Below are 17,631 nucleotides of genomic sequence, written 5' to 3' on the forward strand. Positions count from 1 at the left end.
GCTTTTTTTAGCTTGGAATGATTAGTTCGCAGCAGCGTCAACTACTGGAATTTTACCAATTTTTGCTTGCCAGATTTTTGGAGCAGTCGCGTGAATTGAAGTACCGTTCACATCTACAGCTACAGAAACAGGCATGTCTTTAACGACAAATTTGTAGATTGCTTCCATACCCAAGTCAGCAAAGGCCACAACTTCAGCTTCGCGAATTGCTTTTGATACTAAGTAAGCAGCACCACCGACAGCCATCAAGTAAGTTGCTTTGTTGTCTTTAATCGCTTCAACAGCAGCAGGACCACGATCAGCTTTACCAATCATGCCGTACAAGCCAGTTGCTTCAAGCACTTGGCGAGTGAATTTGTCCATACGTGTAGCTGTTGTCGGACCAGCAGGACCAACTACTTCATCACCTACAGGATCAACTGGGCCAACGTAGTAAATGAATTTTCCTTTAAGATCTACAGGAAGCTCTTCACCTTTGTTCAACATGTCAACCATACGTTTGTGCGCAGCGTCACGACCAGTATAGATTGTACCGTTAAGCAATAAAGTATCGCCTGGTTTCCACGAGTTCATTTCTTCTTGTGTGATGTTGTCCAGGTCAACACGTTTAGAAGATGAAGAATCCCAAGTTACAGCCGGATAGTCTTCAAGTTTAGGTGCTTGAATATGTGCAACACCGCTACCGTCTAACTGGAAGTGTGCATGACGAGTTGCAGCACAGTTCGGAATCATACCGACCGGTTTACCCGCAGCGTGACATGGATAATCTTTGATTTTGATATCAAGAACAGTGGTTAAGCCGCCAAGACCTTGAGCGCCAATACCTAAGGCATTTACTTTTTCGAAGATCTCGATACGGAGTTCTTCCATTTTGCTTTGTGGACCACGACGAAGCAATTCGTCCATATTGATCTCTTCCATCAATGCTTCTTTGGCAAGCATCATGGCTTTTTCAGCAGTACCACCAATACCGATACCGAGCATACCTGGAGGACACCAGCCTGCACCCATGGTTGGAACAGTTTTCAGTACCCAGTCCACGATTGAATCAGATGGGTTCAACATGGCAAGTTTAGATTTATTTTCTGAACCACCGCCCTTGGCAGCAACAGTAATGTCGACTTTGTTGCCTGGTACGAGTTTGTAATGGATTACTGCAGGGGTGTTGTCTTTGGTGTTTTTACGGCCAAATGCAGGATCAGCTAAAACTGATGCGCGAAGTACGTTAGAGCTTTCCAGGTAACCTTGACGTACACCTTCATTGATTGCATCGTCCAGGCTCATGGTTAAATCAAATTTAACGTCTAAACCCACTTCAAGAAATACGTTCACAATCCCGGTATCTTGACAGATAGGACGGTGGCCTTCTGCACACATACGGGAGTTAATTAAGATTTGTGCAATAGCATCTTTTGCGGCTTTGTTCTCTTCACGATCATAGGCACGGCTCATCGCTAGGATAAAGTCTTGTGGATGATAGTAAGAAATAAACTGAAGCGCATCTTTTACCGATGTGATCAAGTCATCTTGCTTGATAATAGTTGTCATATCAAATATCTCTTGAGCGGGCTGTTAGCTAGCGGGCTAAATTATAAGATAAAAAGCAGGTTTTGTGGGCATTTTGAATGCTTTTTGGCCGAAAGTTTAATGGTGAATTTCAGCACAAATGAATGGTCGTTTTTTGAGTGATTTTTGTCATAGAGATGATAAGGGTAATCCTTGTTTCGGGTAAAAATTACATTTAAGATATTGATTAACATGGTTTTAATTTATTTCTTATCTGGAATTATTGAAAAGTAAAATTTAATTTTTCTGTTTTCTTATTCGGGTTAAAGGTGGTCAAGTTGTCATAAATTTGCCCTAAAATTTTTACATCATAAGTGCATCAAATCTCATCTGATAAATACAGACGTCCTTCAATTGCTCCCGTCATGAATTTTTCTTTATATCCTGCAGTGATAGGGTTTCGGTCAGCAAGAAGATTAGGCACAGGCTTTATCTTCTTTTTTTGCTTTAAATTTTCTCAAAAATAAAAACATTCTAAATCTTCAAATCTTCAAATCTTCAAATCTTCAAATCTTCAAATCTTCAAATCTTCAAATCTTCAAATCTTCAAATCTGGATCTAAATCTGCCTATACTCTTGAGAATAACATTTAGAAAAACTGCTCATGAACGATCAGTCTGAGTTTGCGAAAAATATCATTAAAATTTATAAGAAACATGCACGTGCATGGACAGAATTACGCGGCCAGTTTCTGTATGAAAAAACCTGGCTCGATCATTTTCTTTCGTTGATTCCTGAACATGCTCAAATACTGGATTTGGGCTGTGGCTCGGGAAAACCAGTTGCGGCTTATTTAATTGAACAAGGTCATGCCGTGACGGGTGTGGATAGCTCAGATACGATGATTGAAATGGCAAAGCACAACTTTCCTAAACAGCACTGGATTCAGGCAGACATGCGTCAGCTGGATTTAGGTCAAAAGTTTCAAGGGATTTTAGCGTGGGACAGTTTTTTTCATTTGACTCAAGATGATCAGCGCAAGATGTTTGCTCAGTTTTCTAAGTTGGCTGAAACAGGGGCAGCTTTGATGTTCACCAGTGGGCCAAGTCATGGAGAGGCTCTTGGAGATCTGTTTGGTGATGTACTGTATCATGCCAGTTTGTCGCAAGATGAATATCGCCAATTATTGAAAGATCACGGTTTTGAAGTGGTAAAGATAGTCGCGGAAGATCAGGACTGTACAGGACATACGGTGTGGTTGGCGCAAAAGTTTTGATTAAGCCATGCTTAATAAAATGTCGGTGAATAGATAAGTTAAATTTTAAAATATCAAAAAAAAAACCACCCAATTTTTCAATCAGATGGTTTGGAAAACTTAAATTTACGAATTATTGAGCCGCTTGTTGCTCTGCCTGAATTGCAGTCAGTGCGATCGTGAACACGATGTCATCGACCAATGCACCACGTGATAAGTCATTCACAGGTTTGTTCAGGCCTTGTAACATTGGACCAACACTCACCACATTGGCAGAACGTTGCACTGCTTTATAGGTAGTGTTACCTGTGTTCAAGTCAGGGAAAATAAATACATTCGCGCGACCTGCAACTGGCGAGCCTGGTGCTTTAGACTGACCTACGCTTTCAACCGAAGCTGCGTCATATTGCAATGGACCATCAATCAGTAAGTCTGGACGGCGTTGCTTGGCAATTTCAGTCGCTTTGGCTACTTTTTCTACATCTGCCCCTGCACCTGAAGTACCGGTTGAATAAGAAATCATCGCGATGCGCGGGTCAATACCAAACGCTTTAGCAGAGTCTGCAGATTGAATTGCAATTTCAGCCAGTTGTTCTGCATCTGGATCAGGATTAATCGCACAGTCACCATAGACATAAACTTCATCTGGCAACAGCATAAAGAATACTGAAGATACCAGTGAGTAATCCGGTGCAGTCTTGATTAACTGGAATGCAGGACGAACCGTGTTGGCTGTCGTGTGTACTGCGCCAGATACCAAGCCATCAACCTGATCAAGAGCCAGCATCATGGTGCCTAAAACTACCGTGTCTTGTAGCTGTTCACGCGCTTGTAACTCGTTGAGTTTACCTTTACGTAGATCAACCATTTTCCCGACATAATTCTCGCGAATCAGGTCTGGGTCAAGAATTTCTAAATCATGCGGTAATTCAATTCCACGTGCTTTTGCTACTTCAACCACAGCTTCAGGTTTTGCCAGTAGAATACAGTGGGCAATTCCACGAGATTGACAAATTGCTGCGGCCTGAATGGTACGTGGTTCGTCCCCTTCAGGAAGAACAATGCGCTTTTTCGCTGCAATTGATTTTTGTACCAGTTCATGACGGAATGCAGAAGGGGACAAACGTGGTTTATGTGTATCGCTGATTAACTGCGTTAACCAGTCTGCATTGATGTGGCTGGCCACGAAACGGGTCACCTGCTCAGCACGCTCGGTATCATCTACCGGAATTTCATTGCTTAAATTCAGCAATTGTTGTGCTGTGTCAAAAGTGCTCAATTTGGTGTGTAAAATTGGCAAGCCATTTTTGATTGCTGTTTGACAGAATTCTAAAGCTTGAGTGCTTGGTGCCTGATGTTCAGTTAAAACCAAACCTGCCAGTGGAATGCCATTACTGCTTGCCAAGCTACTTGCAAGCAAGACATCAACACGATCAGAACCGCTGATGATGAGTTCACCTGCCACGAATTTATGCATTTCGTGTTCAATATTCGATGCAATTAAGCTGCTGTGTAATACACGGCGTTGGGCTGCTTCGCCTTGATTAATCCATTCTGCAGAAATGTGCACAGCCAAGTCAGACATACGTGGCACACTTAAAGTGTTGCTGAATGGAACTAAGCCAATGACTGGCATACAGTCTTTACCAATCATTGGGTGCGTGCTTTGAATCGCACTCACAAATCGGTTGGTATCGCTAATTAAACGCAGGTTTGGATCAAGCGTAACCGGAATTTGTGCAGAATCTTCCGGCAAACCTTTAGTACGCATGAACAATACGCCTGCAGTACGCTCGCAAGTTGCACCACCAAAGAAGCGTAATTGATTGTCAACTTTTGCCGCGGTTTTTGCCGCGTTGTTAATGTCGGCATTGCTGACAATAATCACTTTGGCATCAAGCGCTTTCGCCAGAGTGGCATTGAGCTCTGTCGCAAAAGGATCACGTCCGTTTGGTAGCACGCCTTCTACAATAATGACATCGTGATGTTTGGAAATTTCACGGTGTAAACGTACTGCATCTTCAAGCAGCTCGTCATTTTCATCATTTTTTAAACGTTCAGTCAGGGCCGCATAGGAAATCGGTTCAACGGTTTCATGCTTGAACAGGTGACGATACAGTGCAGTGGTGCGATCTGCTTCAGGCTGTAATTCTTGAGAGAAAGGCTTTAGAAAACCTGCTTTTACACCTTGGCATTCCAATGCATAAATTAAACCAAGACATGCAGACGTTAAGCCAACACCAATTTCTGTAGGAACCAAAAGTATTGTTTTCATAATTTTTTCTAAATCATAAAGGGATTTATTGAAAGCATACGTAGACTACGATTGCTTAAGCAATCGTAGCCTCACATTCAGGCTTTTTTGCAGCTGACTGATTTACCTCGCCTTCTACAACGTGTGCTGTTTCTTTGGCAATACGGCCTTCTTCATCGGTTGGAATGACCCAGATTTGAGGACCTGTGCCAGCATCAATACGACCTTCTGTACCGCGTTTCAAATTATTGTTTTGTTCTTTGCTTAAGTTGAAACCGAAGTGAGGTAAGTAAGCCATGGTCTTTTCACGGATATAAGCCGAGTTTTCGCCAATACCGCCAGTAAAGAACAGACCATCAAGACGTGGCAGGCCACAGCTTAAAGCAGCCAGAGATTTAGCCAAACGGTAGCAGAATACTTCAATGGCCAGCGTTGCATCTTCATTGCCTTGTTCTGATGCTTCAATCAGGGTACGCATGTCATTTGAAAGGTTGTCTGATAGACCGAGCAAACCACTTTCTTTGTTCAGCATTCTGTCAATTTTATACACATCCCAGCCCAGGTTGGCAGCCAGGAAGCTGTGCAAACTTGGATCTACATCACCACTACGGGTGCCCATGACAATGCCTTCAAGCGGGGTTAAGCCCATTGACGTATCAACACTTTGACCATTCCAGATGGCGCAGGTCGAGCTACCATTGCCTAAATGTGCAGTTAACCAGCCGCCTTGTTTTAAGCTGCCTGCCAATTCTGAACCGCGTTCAGACACGTAAGCATGGCTGGTACCGTGGAAGCCATAACGACGCACGTTGTGCTCTGTATATAAGAATTTTGGTACGGCATAACGGTAAGCATGCGCTGGCATGGTTTGGTGGAATGCTGTATCGAATACTGCCACTTGTGGAAGGTCCGGGAACAAACGCATGGTCGCGTCAATTCCTACAAGGTGAGCAGGGTTGTGAAGCGGGGCAAGTGGCGTCGCTTCACGAATACGATCAATGATTTCTGGTGTTAATAACTCAGCTTTGGTCAATGTGCCACCATGTACGACACGGTGCCCAATCGCTTGAGGATTATAATGAGAAAGACGTTCTAAAATGGTTTCCAAAGCCTTTTCATGATCGGCATGTGGAATAGACAGTTCGAGTGGCGCGCCACCAACAGTGACACCCTTAATGCGTGCTTCAGCAGAACCTAAATTTTCTGCTAAACCAAAAATACGATCTTCACGACGTTCTGAAACGAGTGCATATTTAATAGAAGATGAGCCGCAGTTAATAACTAATACTGATGTAGACACGTTTTAATACCCGAATTTTAATTGAAATAAGTCGTCCCTAAAGTGATCTTTATGCAGTACATTTCAATGCAATTCAGATCAGTCTGCATGTTGTATCATGTGTTGATTTTCTGTCCTAGATAGACTTTAGGAGATTAGACTTAAGCACTATCGACCAGTGAAATAATAATAAATAGAATTTATTGGTTGATGGTTTTCATTTATTAATGAAATAGTACTCAAGCATAAACTCTCTTTCCTGTACGCATTTAACCCTAGCATGAGAAATGAATTTTGAGCAGGAGCTAAGTGTTGTTTTTATGCTTGGTTTTGATACTTGATTTCTGACCAGCGTACAATGACATAGGCAATCAATGCCACCATAAAAAAGACTAGCATCATCCAGGCCAGACCTTGTAAGGTTTCAATAATCGTCCGGTAAATTTCCAGTACCCAGCGCTCTTGGGTCAGTTCAATCACAATTTTTTTGTCATTCTCAGTATAAGTCAGCGGCGTGATATATTTTTCCATATCGTAAATACGAATGCCTGAAGATGTTCCGACCACCATGCCGGCAAATTTGGTGTATTTTGCCCAGGCTTCATGAATCGGATCGTGAATAATGCGTGCCAGAATGGCATTAATCGAATTGGAAAAAATTTTCATCACTGTAAAAGAAACCAGTAATGCCAGTAAAAAGGTACAAATGATCAAATAATAAAACATGTGATTTCCCTTTTATCTTTTTCAGTTTTTTTATCATGTTACAAAATTTAGGGCAGGGATAGTGTAGTCGCTGTGTCCAGCTTCAGGGTTGAAACTGAACACTTAAAGATACTTTAGATAGAGGAATTATTGGCGAATTTGACCATCCCCAAATACCACCCATTTTTGCGAAGTCAGACCTTCCAGGCCAACTGGGCCACGCGCATGAATCTTGTCGGTGGAAATGCCGATTTCAGCACCTAGACCATATTCAAAACCATCGGCAAAACGGGTAGAGGCATTGATCATTACTGAACTTGAGTCGACACGTGCCAGGAACTGACGCGCAAGGCTAAAGTTTTCGGTAATGATGGCATCGGTATGGTGTGAGCCATATTTGTTAATATGATCAATGGCTTCATCAATTCCGCTCACCACTTTAACTGCCAAAATTGGACCTAAATATTCAGTGTACCAATCTTCTTCGCTGGCCGGTTTGACGCTTGAACCGAGAATGCGCTGGGTTTCACGGCAGCCACGCAGTTCTACCTGCTTTTCCGCATACAGTTCAGCAATGCTTGGCAAGAAATCTTCTGCAATTTTCTCATCCACCAGCAAGGTTTCCATGGCATTACATACGCCATAACGATGGGTCTTGGCATTGAGTGCAATGGGCAGGGCTTTTTGCAAATCAGCCTGTGCTTCAACAAAGACATGGCAATTTCCATCCAGATGCTTGATCACCGGAATACGTGCTTCATTGCTGATCCGTTCAATCAGCCCTTTGCCTCCACGTGGAACAATGACATCCACATATTCAGACATGGTAATCAGGTGGCCGACTGCTGCACGATCAGCCGTATTGATTACCTGTACCGAAGTTTCAGGCAAGCCTGAAGCCTTTAAACCGTGCTGAATTGCTTCAGCAATCGCCTTGTTGGATTGCAACGCTTCCGAACCGCCACGCAAAATAATGGCATTGCCTGATTTCAAGGCAAGTGAGGCGGCTTCCAGAGTCACGTTCGGACGCGATTCATAAATCATGCCGACCACACCTAAAGGCACCCGCATTTTCCCGAGCTGGATGCCTGAAGGACGATAGGCAAGGTCAGTGATTTCCCCAATCGGGTCAACCAGGTTCATCACATCTTTCAAGCCATGCAGCATGTCTTTAAAGCGGCTGGGGGTAAGTTCTAAACGATCAAGTAATGCACTGTCCAAATGATTGTTACGACCATTGGTCATATCGATTTGGTTGGCAGCCAGAATTGCAGCTTCACTGTCTTGTAATGCAGTGTAAATTGCAGATAAGGCATTGTTTTTGGTTTGGGTAGAAGCGCTTGCTAACACGCGAGAAGCTTGGCGTGCCTGTTGTCCTACCGTTTGCATATATTGTTCAATCGAATCTTGCATAGCGGTTTGATCACTTAGAAATTACATCTTCGATAGTAACAGCCTGGAACCAGACAATGAAGCATCTGCTCAGAAAAAAGTCCCTGAAACTTTCGGTCTGTTAATATTTTGAAATCCTTTTCTAGCTAAATTTAGATAAGTGGTTATGGAATCAGTTGCTTGCGCAAGCGTCCTCTGTATATTATGAAAAGATAAAGACAGTGAAGTCTGATAATTACAGCGAAGAATGGACGCAGCATGACGCAGAAATTCTATATTTATTTTCTTGCAAAATAACAATAAGGCAAGAATGGAGGAAGGGATATGAATTCCATGATCCAAATGGACTCGGAAGTAGAAGAATCAAACTCAAATTCTGGTTTTTTTGATCTTTACCATAGGAACAGCTTTAAACAACCGGCACGTACTACCTGGATTGATGGCTGGAAAATAGAATATATGGCCATTGCCCAGCCAGAAACCATCCACAACACTCCAATTGTTATTATTGGCGGTGCTTTTCAAAATTTTAATTCTTATAAATATTGTGTGGAGCAATTGCTCAGTGCAGGCCCGATCATTCTAATTGACCTGCCTTCCATGGGCGCCAATCAGCAAATTACCAATCGCGATACCGGTATTTCTGCGGGAACACTGGAATTACCTGATTTGGCTAGAATGTTGGGTGAGTGGGTCGATATCGAAAATTTATCCAAAGTTTCAGTCATGGGTATGTCGCTCGGTTCGGTTGTGGCTTCAAGTTTTGCCGTGCAACGTCCGGAACTGGTCGACCGTATGATTCTGATGGGTGTGATGCAAAAGACGCGTAAAAGCTGGCGCATGTTGCTGGAAGAGTCTTTGCATTTAATGAATGAACAGCGCATGGATGAGTTTGGTCAGGCGGTGATTTTGTATCTGGTCAATCATGCCAAAATCGACCAAACCCGCATGTCACCGACAGCAAAGCGTTTATTCTTTAAACAGATGGCTGAATTTACCGCAACCGAGCAAGACCGTTATGAAATTAACTGTAGCCGTTTGCTACGTTTAACCGATGTCCCTATTCCACAATGTAAAGTACTGGTGGCATGTGGGCAATATGACAGTTTTACCTTGCCACATGAAAATGCCAATTTTGCTTTGCAATGTCCGGATATGGAATTTGCCATGATTGCCAATGCCGACCATGTGCCGCAATTACAGCGCCGTAAGGAAACCATGGGCCTGTTCGCAACATTCCTGCAGGGACAATCCATTCAAAATGTAGAAGGGATTATTCCCATGAGCCGTGCCCAGTTGTCGACTTTGGAGCGCCGTGCTGAAGAACGTATTGCGGTACAAAAACCGATGACTGTATTAATGCATCGTCATTCAGATTTGCACTTCTCCACGCATATTGTCGATTTAAACTTTTTTGGCGTTTTACTCGAGTTTACTCCTGGGGTGACTGACAAAGTTGCACAGTATCCACGTGATTTGGCCTTGCATCTGGAAGATGAAGAAGGTCAATTTAAAATTGAGTGCTTAATTTTTGAAGTTTATCCAACACGAGTTCGGGCTTTATTCAAGCATGGCAGTTTTGATGTGGCGGAACGTTTATTGCGTTATGTGCAACGACAAAAAGAAGTGATGACGATTTTAGAATCGGTCAGTTAATTTGTGATCCATCCCAAAAAAAAACAGCGTTATATAACGCTGTTTTTTTTGCTTGCATGAATCATCCAGACCAGATCACCTAAATGCTCCTCGTTAGAGGTGAGGGGCACAGCTGAATTTTGAAAGTACTGCTGTGGTTGCACAATACTGACCTGTTCAAAACCGGCTTGCTGGAAAAATGCCTGGGCTTGCTGGGGATTAATAAAATGGAAACTAAATGCACTCTTGGACATCCATTTCAGTAGTTTACTGCTAGCCCAAATAAAATTGGCCAGTTTATTTTTCACCGGTTCTGGATAGATGTCGGTAAGGTAATGCAGTTCTTTGAAATTCTGACCATAATGTCTAATGGCTTGTAGCAGTTGTAATAACATGTCTTGGTTAAAATAGTTGATCAGACCTTCACTAATCACTACTAAGGGGCGCTTGGGATCAAATACATGAAAAGCCTGTTCAAAATCTGCAGTGAATAAGTCTACCGATAAAACGTCTGGACTATGGGCATCAATCTGTTTTAAAGCTTGGGTTTTGATTTTTGCCATATCGGGTAAATCCAGTTCACGATAATCAATATCAGGAAATTTCTGCCGGAAATTCCAGCCACGCGGAGAAAGCCCGCTGGCAATTTCAAGCACCTGTAAATCTGGATGCTGTTCAATCAGTTGGGCCAGATGCTGATCAATCATGCGGTGACGTTGTTTTAAGGTGGTACGCATACTGCCGCCGACAAATTTTTCTGCCCAGCTTTCTAAAGGATGCAGCAGTTTGGCCAGCATTTTTCCTTTCGAAGTTGCAAAAACTGGATGAGAAATTCCCATGGTATACCAGATGTACCCGGTGTAATGGGCAGTAAATGAAATATGTCGATGTTCTGAAAGTTGTTGTGTCATGTCATCCTGACCTTATCTGTTTTTTTAGTTTTTAACGTTGGTTATTTATTAGTCGAGTCTCTTACGTTGCCCGTTTTGCTTATTTTTAGTTTTGATGCAAAGCAAAATGAGCTGAATTAAGCATACTTTTATTTTTGTTTATCATAAAGAAAAAGGAACACCTTGTCGTGTTCCTTTTGTCGTATTAATTCAATGATTTTTTAAAGTTTTCTATAGTATCGCGAACTTTTTGCCATTCTGCCCCCAAGTTCAGCGCTTGCCCAACACTAATCTCTGGAATTTTACCACGCATACGCTCCAGACGTGTTTGATGCGGTAAAGGCAAATCACGAATCCCTTCTAATGCCGTACATGCTGCTGAGCGGTCATTACAGACCAGACCCATATCACAACCAGCTTTGAGTGCAGCCTGAATACGGGCATCGGCACCGCCGGCAACACATGCGGCCTGCATGGTCAAGTCATCGGAGAACAGCACGCCATCAAAGTTGAGTTGCTGACGCAAAATATTTTGAATCCAGTAGGGTGAGAAACCAGCAGGGTTCGGATCGACCTGATCATAAATCACATGGGCGGGCATTAAGGCATCCAGCTGCGGCATCAGCTGGATAAAGGTTTGCATGTCCTTATGATAGATTTCTTCATAAGAACGTGAATCTACTGGTGCGGCTACATGTGAATCGGCCTTAACCGAACCATGGCCCGGGAAATGTTTACCGGTATTGGCCATGCCCGCACGTTTCATACCCTTGATGAAAGCACGGGCAAGGGGAACAATATCATCAATGTTTTTGGCAAAACCGCGATCACCAATCACATCACTGACATCATTCAAATCCAGTACCGGGGCAAAACTGAAATCAATACCTACAGCAAGCACTTCGGTGGCCATCAGCCAGCCACATTGTTCAGCCAATTCAACAGCACGTTCAGGTTCAGTCAGATAAAGTTCGCCTAAGCGACCCATGGCAGGCAGCAAGGTAAAGCCCTGTTTTAAACGCTGCACCCGACCGCCTTCCTGATCTACAGCAATTAAAATATCGGGTCTGATACGACGCATATGATCGGTTAAAGCACGAACCTGCTCAGGTGATTGTATATTTCGTGAAAATAAAATCATGCCACCTACTTGCGGTGCCTGTAATAGTTCAATATCTTCTTGAGTAAGTTCTGTGCCAGCGATGTCTAGCATCAATGCGCCAATCATATCGGTGTCCGTGTTGGAATTTTATAAAGAAAAACAATACCCGAATTCTGCAATGATTTGCTACATTTTGACAGTACAGAATATGATAAAACTACACGACATACACATATTAAGTTGTTTAAGATTTTGAATATACTGCGTTCATGTTGAAAAACGACGTTGCAATATTGGTCAAAGACCAAGGAAGTACGAATTATTTATGAAACTTCAATCATTAGCTTGTGCAGTTGCAATTGCGACTGGAGGGTTTTTCTTTACTCATGTAGTAAACGAGGCAATTGCTGCAAACAATACCGTTGCAGTTTCTCAAAGCATTCAGCCAACGCAGGAACAAGCCCTTGTATCACGCCAATTGGCGACTTTGGTTGACCGTCAGCATTATTTAAATCAGCGTTTAGACGCGGCGACTTCCAATCGTATTCTTGATTTTTACCTAGATAGTCTGGATGCAGATCACTCATTATTTTTGGCATCTGAAGTTGAACAATATAAGAAAAAGTATGGTGTAAATTTCGGTGCTGCATTAAAAGCAGGCGATTTATCAGGCCCTTACTTGATTCATGCCCAATATCGTGACCGCTTGAAACAGTTTTATGAGTTCATGCTGGCAGAATTGAAAAAGCCGCAAAACCTGAAACAAACCAATGTCTATATTGATACTGATCGTGAAAAAGCGCCTTATTTCAAGTCCGCAGCAGAGCAGCGCGCACATTGGCAAAAAATGCTGGTATCGCAACTCATCAACTTAAACATTAGTAAAGAAGAAGAGTCTGCGAAGCAAAAAGCCTTAAAAGATGATCCGACACTGGCCAATGGTCAGGATCTGGCTAGCCCTGAAGATTTAACCCCTGTCCAAACCTTGACCAAGCGTTATACCCGTCAACTTGAACGCATTACCCGTGTTAAAAGTGATGATGTCCTTGACAAGACTTTGAATGCGATGATGCTGACCTATGATCCGCATAGCAATTATTTCCCGCCGGTTGATGCGATGGAATTGAACCGTCAAACCACCTTGCAGCTAGAGGGGATCGGGGTTTCGATTCGTCCTGAACGCGGTAATGAAGATTACACCAAGATTGAAACCATTGTTGAAGGTGGTCCGGCCAGCAAATCAGGTCAGATTAAACCCGGAGACCGTATTATTGGTGTAGCACAAGACGGCGATAAAATGGTCGATGTGATCGGTTGGGCCAGCAATGAAGTGGTCGGCCTGATCCGTGGTAAGCGTGGAACCAAGGTCACCCTACGTTTGTTGGGCGCGGGTGCATCCATGGGGCAGGCACGCACAGTGAGCCTGATTCGTGATGTCATTCAGGAAGAAGATGCTGGTGTCCGTTCACGTACCGTTGAGATCAAACGGGATGGCAAAAACCATACCTTTGGTGTGATTGAAATTCCGTCATTTTATTTGAATTATCGTGCGCGCCGTGCAGGTGCGGACTATCGTTCGGTTTCTGAAGACACCAACAATGCTTTAAAAAGCCTGGCAGCCAAGAATGTAGAAGGGATTATTATCGATTTGCGTAATAACCCGGGCGGCTCGCTGGAAGAAGTTGCACGTATGTTGGGACAAGTCATCAAATCTGGTCCAGTGGTGCAAATTCGTGATGGTAATGGCAATGTCAGCGTATTTGAAGATGATGACGGCGGTGCACAAACCTATGCCGGTCCACTGGCTGTCATGGTCAACCTGGCATCGGCATCTGCCAGTGAAATTTATTCTGCTGCCATTCAGGATTATGAGCGTGGTATCGTGATTGGCAGTACCACCACAGGTAAAGGTACAGCCCAGGTTCAACTGGATACCTTGGCCTATGGTCAGGCAACCTTGACCCAGCGTAAGTTCTATCGTGTTACGGGTGGAAGTACCCAAAATAAAGGGGTAGTACCTGACATCAAGCTGGTTGATATCTACAATGAAGAGTTTGGTGAGCGTAAGGCGAAGAATGCCTTGAAATGGGATACCATTCCAACTGCACCATTTAAGCGTGAAGGTTCGGTACAACCTTATGTGCAAAATCTGGCACAAATGTCACAACAGCGTGTAAGTGTTGATCCGCAATTTAAATATCTGGAGCAACGTAAAGCGATTGCGAAAAAAACCGATGAGCAAAAGCGTGTAGTGCTGGATATTGATCAGCGCAAAGCCGAGCTGAACGCACTTGAGCAGAAAACTTTAGAGGCGGAAAATCAGCGCCGCAGCCTGACGGGGCAAAAGCCTTATGCTAATTGGGAAAGTTATCAAGCCTCAATGGATGCTTTAATCGAGTCGCGTGCGAAAATGAAAGCAACACAACGACCTGCTTTGCCCGAAGAAGAAAGCTTTGTTATGGAATCTGCCAATATTTTATTAGATTATGCAAAATTACAATCCACTAAGGCTGCTGGCCAGTAGGCGCTATAATTTGGTATTTTTCATTTAAATTTTCCGAAAAAGCCAGTTAGTTGATCTGACTGGCTTTTTATTGATGCATGAGCAAACAGAGGCATTAGTTTTAAAATGATTTTAAAAATATGAACGGTGTGAGGATAATGATAAAAATGTTGAACTATGTTTCTATTGTAAAATGAATACATTAGAAATAAAAAAGAATAGAGCAATTATCACTTGACCAAAATGGAATAGTATTAGATTCTTGTTTTAATTGATTGTTTTTATAACCACTCTTTAAAGATAAAAATTTTCTTGCTTGTATGAAAAGTATCAATCACGTGGATTAAAACAAGAAAGATACCTTATACGGAACTGAATATGGTTCATATACATTATGATTTTAGTCTGGTGATTGCTTCGATAGTTGTTACTATTTTGGTCTGTTATTTTACTGTTTCATTCGAACAATTATTATTCCGTGGCCTGCGTCAGAAATATGAAAAAATGCTTCTCGTCATCAGTGGTCTGATGCTTGGAGCTGCAATTTGGTGTATGCACTTTGCTGGTGTGCTCGCTTGTCATTTACCGGCAGATTACTCTTTTGATTATAGTCTTACTTTTGTTTCCTATCTTATTGCGTTCATTGCATCTACTTTTGCCATTTGGTTGACTACACGAGAAACCTTACCCTTTGGCCGGCTTGTTTTAGGTGCGGTACTGATGGGAATAGGTAGTGCCGGAATGCACTATACTGGCATGATGGCGCTGATCATCAATCAGCATCGGATTTATTATGATCCTTTGCTGACAATTTTTTCTGTTTTAATTGCAATCGCGGGTTCAGGTTTAACGTTCTGGCTTATCTTTAAATATAAAAATGCAGTACAGCAAAAGCTGATGATCAAGATTTTTCTGGTATTGATGATGGCGCTAACCATTGTCGCGATGCACTATGTCGGTATGTGGGCAATCGCTTTTTATGAAGTTTCTGCAGATCAACAGATTGCACCTTATCAAACTGGCCGGGGATTAATTTTATTAAGTGTGATTTTAGTCACCAGTTTAATTTTTCTCGCTGCATTCTGTGTCGCTGTGCTGGAACAAAGACTGGAAATCCGAAATATACAGCTTTCTAAAGCCAATCGTGAACTGGCCAATCAGGCTGTGCAGGACAATTTAACTAAGTTGCCCAATCGTTTATTCCTGGCGGAATATTCACATTTTTTATTTACCGATCATCGTTATAGGGATGATAAAATTGCCTTTCTCTATATCGACTTAGATCGTTTTAAAGCGGTCAATGATGTATTTGGGCATCATATCGGTGATCAGTTGCTGGTGCAACTGGCGACCCGCATTCAGCAGAATCTGAAACCAAACGAAAAACTGCTTCGTCTAGGGGGAGATGAGTTTTTGATGGTGCTGGAACAGGCTACCCTCGAACATGCAGTTGAAAAGGCCGAGCAGTTATTGGAACAAATCCAGGACAGCTTTTTGATTGCCGGTAAAGAGATCAATATTTCCAGCAGCATTGGCATCGCCCTGTATCCCGATCATGGTAATAATTTGCAGGATCTGCTGATTAATGCGGATGCAGCCATGTTGACGTCGAAATATCAAGGGAGAAATACCTATTCGCTGTTTAGTTACAGTGCTGATCAGCAGGAGACTAAAAGTCAGACCAAGCTGATTAATGATTTATATAAAGCAGTTGAAGAACAACAATTTGTTCTGTTTTATCAGCCCAAATTTACCACTGGGGATTATGCTATTTGTGGCGTAGAAGCCTTGATCCGCTGGAATCATCCAAGCTTGGGAATGTTGACGCCAAACATGTTTATCGCGGGGGCTGAAAAAACCGGGCTGATTATTCAAATGGGCTATTGGGCACTCGAGCAAGCCTGTAAGCAAATTCAAATCTGGGAACAGACCGATTCCAACTATTTTCCAGTCGCAGTGAATTTATCCGCCGTACAATTTGAACATAAACATCTGTTTACAACACTAGAAAAATTATTTGCTCAATATCAGATTAATCCTAATCATTTAGCCATCGAAATTACAGAATCGACAGCTATGCATCACGTGGACTCTACCATTCGGAGTTTTGAGCGGTTACGTCAGATGGGGATTAAACTGGCGATTGATGATTTTGGAACCGGGCATTCCAGCTTTTTATATTTGAAGAACCTGCCTGTGGATGAGTTGAAGATAGACCGGGAATTTATCCGGGATCTGGCAGTCGGCTCAAAAGATGAAATCATTCTGGCAAGTATTATCCAGCTGGCCATAAAACTGGGTTTGGTGGTCACTGCAGAAGGGGTGGAAACACCTTTGCAGGCAGATATCCTGACCCGTTTAGGCTGTCAGCAATTGCAGGGTTTTCTGCTGGGAATGCCAATGGATGTGAACCGTCTGGAAACAATGGACAAGGCACTATTTACTTAAACTTGATGCGGGTTGAACAGGTTTAGTTTATTTCAAAAGTTTTATGATCTGCTGCAATATGGTCAATTTTTCATATTGATCATATTTGATCTTGAGCACTCTGGTTCTGCAGTAAGTATTTTCCATAAGTTTTAAAGATGAGTTAGCGGCGCAGGTCGTTCAGCGACGTACATTTGCCATTATTTCCCACCTAGGGTGAATAATATCATTAAGTTTATTTGATAAATTCATAGTCTGGCTGAAGAGTCGTTTGAAAATCCACTTTATATTTCAACTATATTCAGCTGCTTTTGATTTGGTCTAGTTACAATGGAATAAAATGTCAGCATTACAAATATAAGATAAAAATAATAATGATTGCTTTTACCAGTTCCAATCATCTTTAAAGAGTTATTTTTTAACTAAGTTATTGATATAAATAAATATAATTATTTTTTATTCAATGGGCTTTTTTGTGCAACTTTAGTCGAATATAATATATATGGTTGAAATTTATACATTTTATAAAAATTTAAAGTATTGTTTCCGATTTAGGTGGCTTAGATGATTTTGTCTAAAAATGATACAAAAAGCCATATTTGTGTTGTTGGAAAAGCTCTAAATTGTAAACATTATGAATAAAAAGTGAAGGAAACACTTTAGTAATCTTTAAATGTATTTTC

11 protein-coding genes are annotated in these 17,631 nt (G+C 42.2%); 4 read left to right on the forward strand and 7 right to left on the reverse strand.

Annotated features, from left to right (window positions below; genetic code table 11):
• Positions 1–21 precede the first annotated feature (21 nt).
• On the reverse strand, positions 22–1,548 hold the full coding sequence (locus GTU69_RS07075; RefSeq protein WP_166169324.1) for a fumarate hydratase: 1,527 nt from the start codon (positions 1,546–1,548) through the stop codon (positions 22–24).
• Positions 1,549–2,170: 622 nt separating this feature from the next.
• Between GTU69_RS07075 and GTU69_RS07080 the strand changes: the two genes are divergently transcribed.
• Positions 2,171–2,782 (forward strand): class I SAM-dependent methyltransferase, encoded by a 612-nt coding sequence (locus GTU69_RS07080; protein WP_166169326.1) that lies wholly within the window; start codon positions 2,171–2,173, stop codon positions 2,780–2,782.
• A gap of 112 nt (positions 2,783–2,894) precedes the next feature.
• Here the strand turns inward: GTU69_RS07080 and pta are convergent, their stop codons facing one another.
• From pta to GTU69_RS07100, 4 genes are all read right to left on the reverse strand, one after another.
• Complete coding sequence (gene pta, locus GTU69_RS07085; protein ID WP_086197490.1) at positions 2,895–5,036, reverse strand: phosphate acetyltransferase; 2,142 nt, start codon at positions 5,034–5,036, stop codon at positions 2,895–2,897.
• 55 nt (positions 5,037–5,091) lie between these two features.
• Positions 5,092–6,315, reverse strand: a complete 1,224-nt coding sequence (locus tag GTU69_RS07090; protein WP_166169328.1) for an acetate kinase — start codon at positions 6,313–6,315, stop codon at positions 5,092–5,094.
• 297 nt (positions 6,316–6,612) lie between these two features.
• Positions 6,613–7,020 carry a hypothetical protein gene (locus tag GTU69_RS07095; protein ID WP_166169330.1) on the reverse strand — a complete coding sequence of 136 codons (408 nt, stop codon included), beginning with the start codon at positions 7,018–7,020 and terminating at the stop codon, positions 6,613–6,615.
• Positions 7,021–7,146: 126 nt separating this feature from the next.
• The gene (locus GTU69_RS07100; RefSeq protein WP_086197488.1) at positions 7,147–8,412 is read right to left on the reverse strand and encodes a glutamate-5-semialdehyde dehydrogenase; all 1,266 of its coding nucleotides are present in this window, start codon (positions 8,410–8,412) and stop codon (positions 7,147–7,149) included.
• A gap of 303 nt (positions 8,413–8,715) precedes the next feature.
• Between GTU69_RS07100 and GTU69_RS07105 the strand changes: the two genes are divergently transcribed.
• Positions 8,716–10,047, forward strand: a complete 1,332-nt coding sequence (locus GTU69_RS07105; protein WP_166169332.1) for an alpha/beta hydrolase — start codon at positions 8,716–8,718, stop codon at positions 10,045–10,047.
• A gap of 29 nt (positions 10,048–10,076) precedes the next feature.
• Here GTU69_RS07105 and GTU69_RS07110 read toward each other — a convergent pair whose 3' ends face one another.
• Positions 10,077–10,937 (reverse strand): class I SAM-dependent methyltransferase, encoded by an 861-nt coding sequence (locus tag GTU69_RS07110; protein ID WP_166169334.1) that lies wholly within the window; start codon positions 10,935–10,937, stop codon positions 10,077–10,079.
• Positions 10,938–11,121: 184 nt separating this feature from the next.
• Positions 11,122–12,144, reverse strand: coding sequence for a beta-N-acetylhexosaminidase (gene nagZ / locus GTU69_RS07115; protein WP_166169336.1), 1,023 nt, complete (start codon positions 12,142–12,144; stop codon positions 11,122–11,124).
• A 199-nt stretch (positions 12,145–12,343) separates the two neighbouring features.
• Between nagZ and GTU69_RS07120 the strand changes: the two genes are divergently transcribed.
• Entirely contained in the window at positions 12,344–14,542 is a 2,199-nt protein-coding gene (locus GTU69_RS07120; protein WP_166169338.1) for a carboxy terminal-processing peptidase, read from the forward strand.
• A 357-nt stretch (positions 14,543–14,899) separates the two neighbouring features.
• Positions 14,900–16,969: an EAL domain-containing protein gene (locus GTU69_RS07125; protein WP_166169340.1), complete on the forward strand. Its 2,070-nt coding sequence runs from the start codon at positions 14,900–14,902 to the stop codon at positions 16,967–16,969.
• Positions 16,970–17,631 lie beyond the last annotated feature (662 nt).

It is taken from the genome of Acinetobacter sp. SA01, assembly GCF_011319235.1.
In the GTDB taxonomy this organism is placed as follows: Bacteria; Pseudomonadota; Gammaproteobacteria; order Pseudomonadales; family Moraxellaceae; genus Acinetobacter.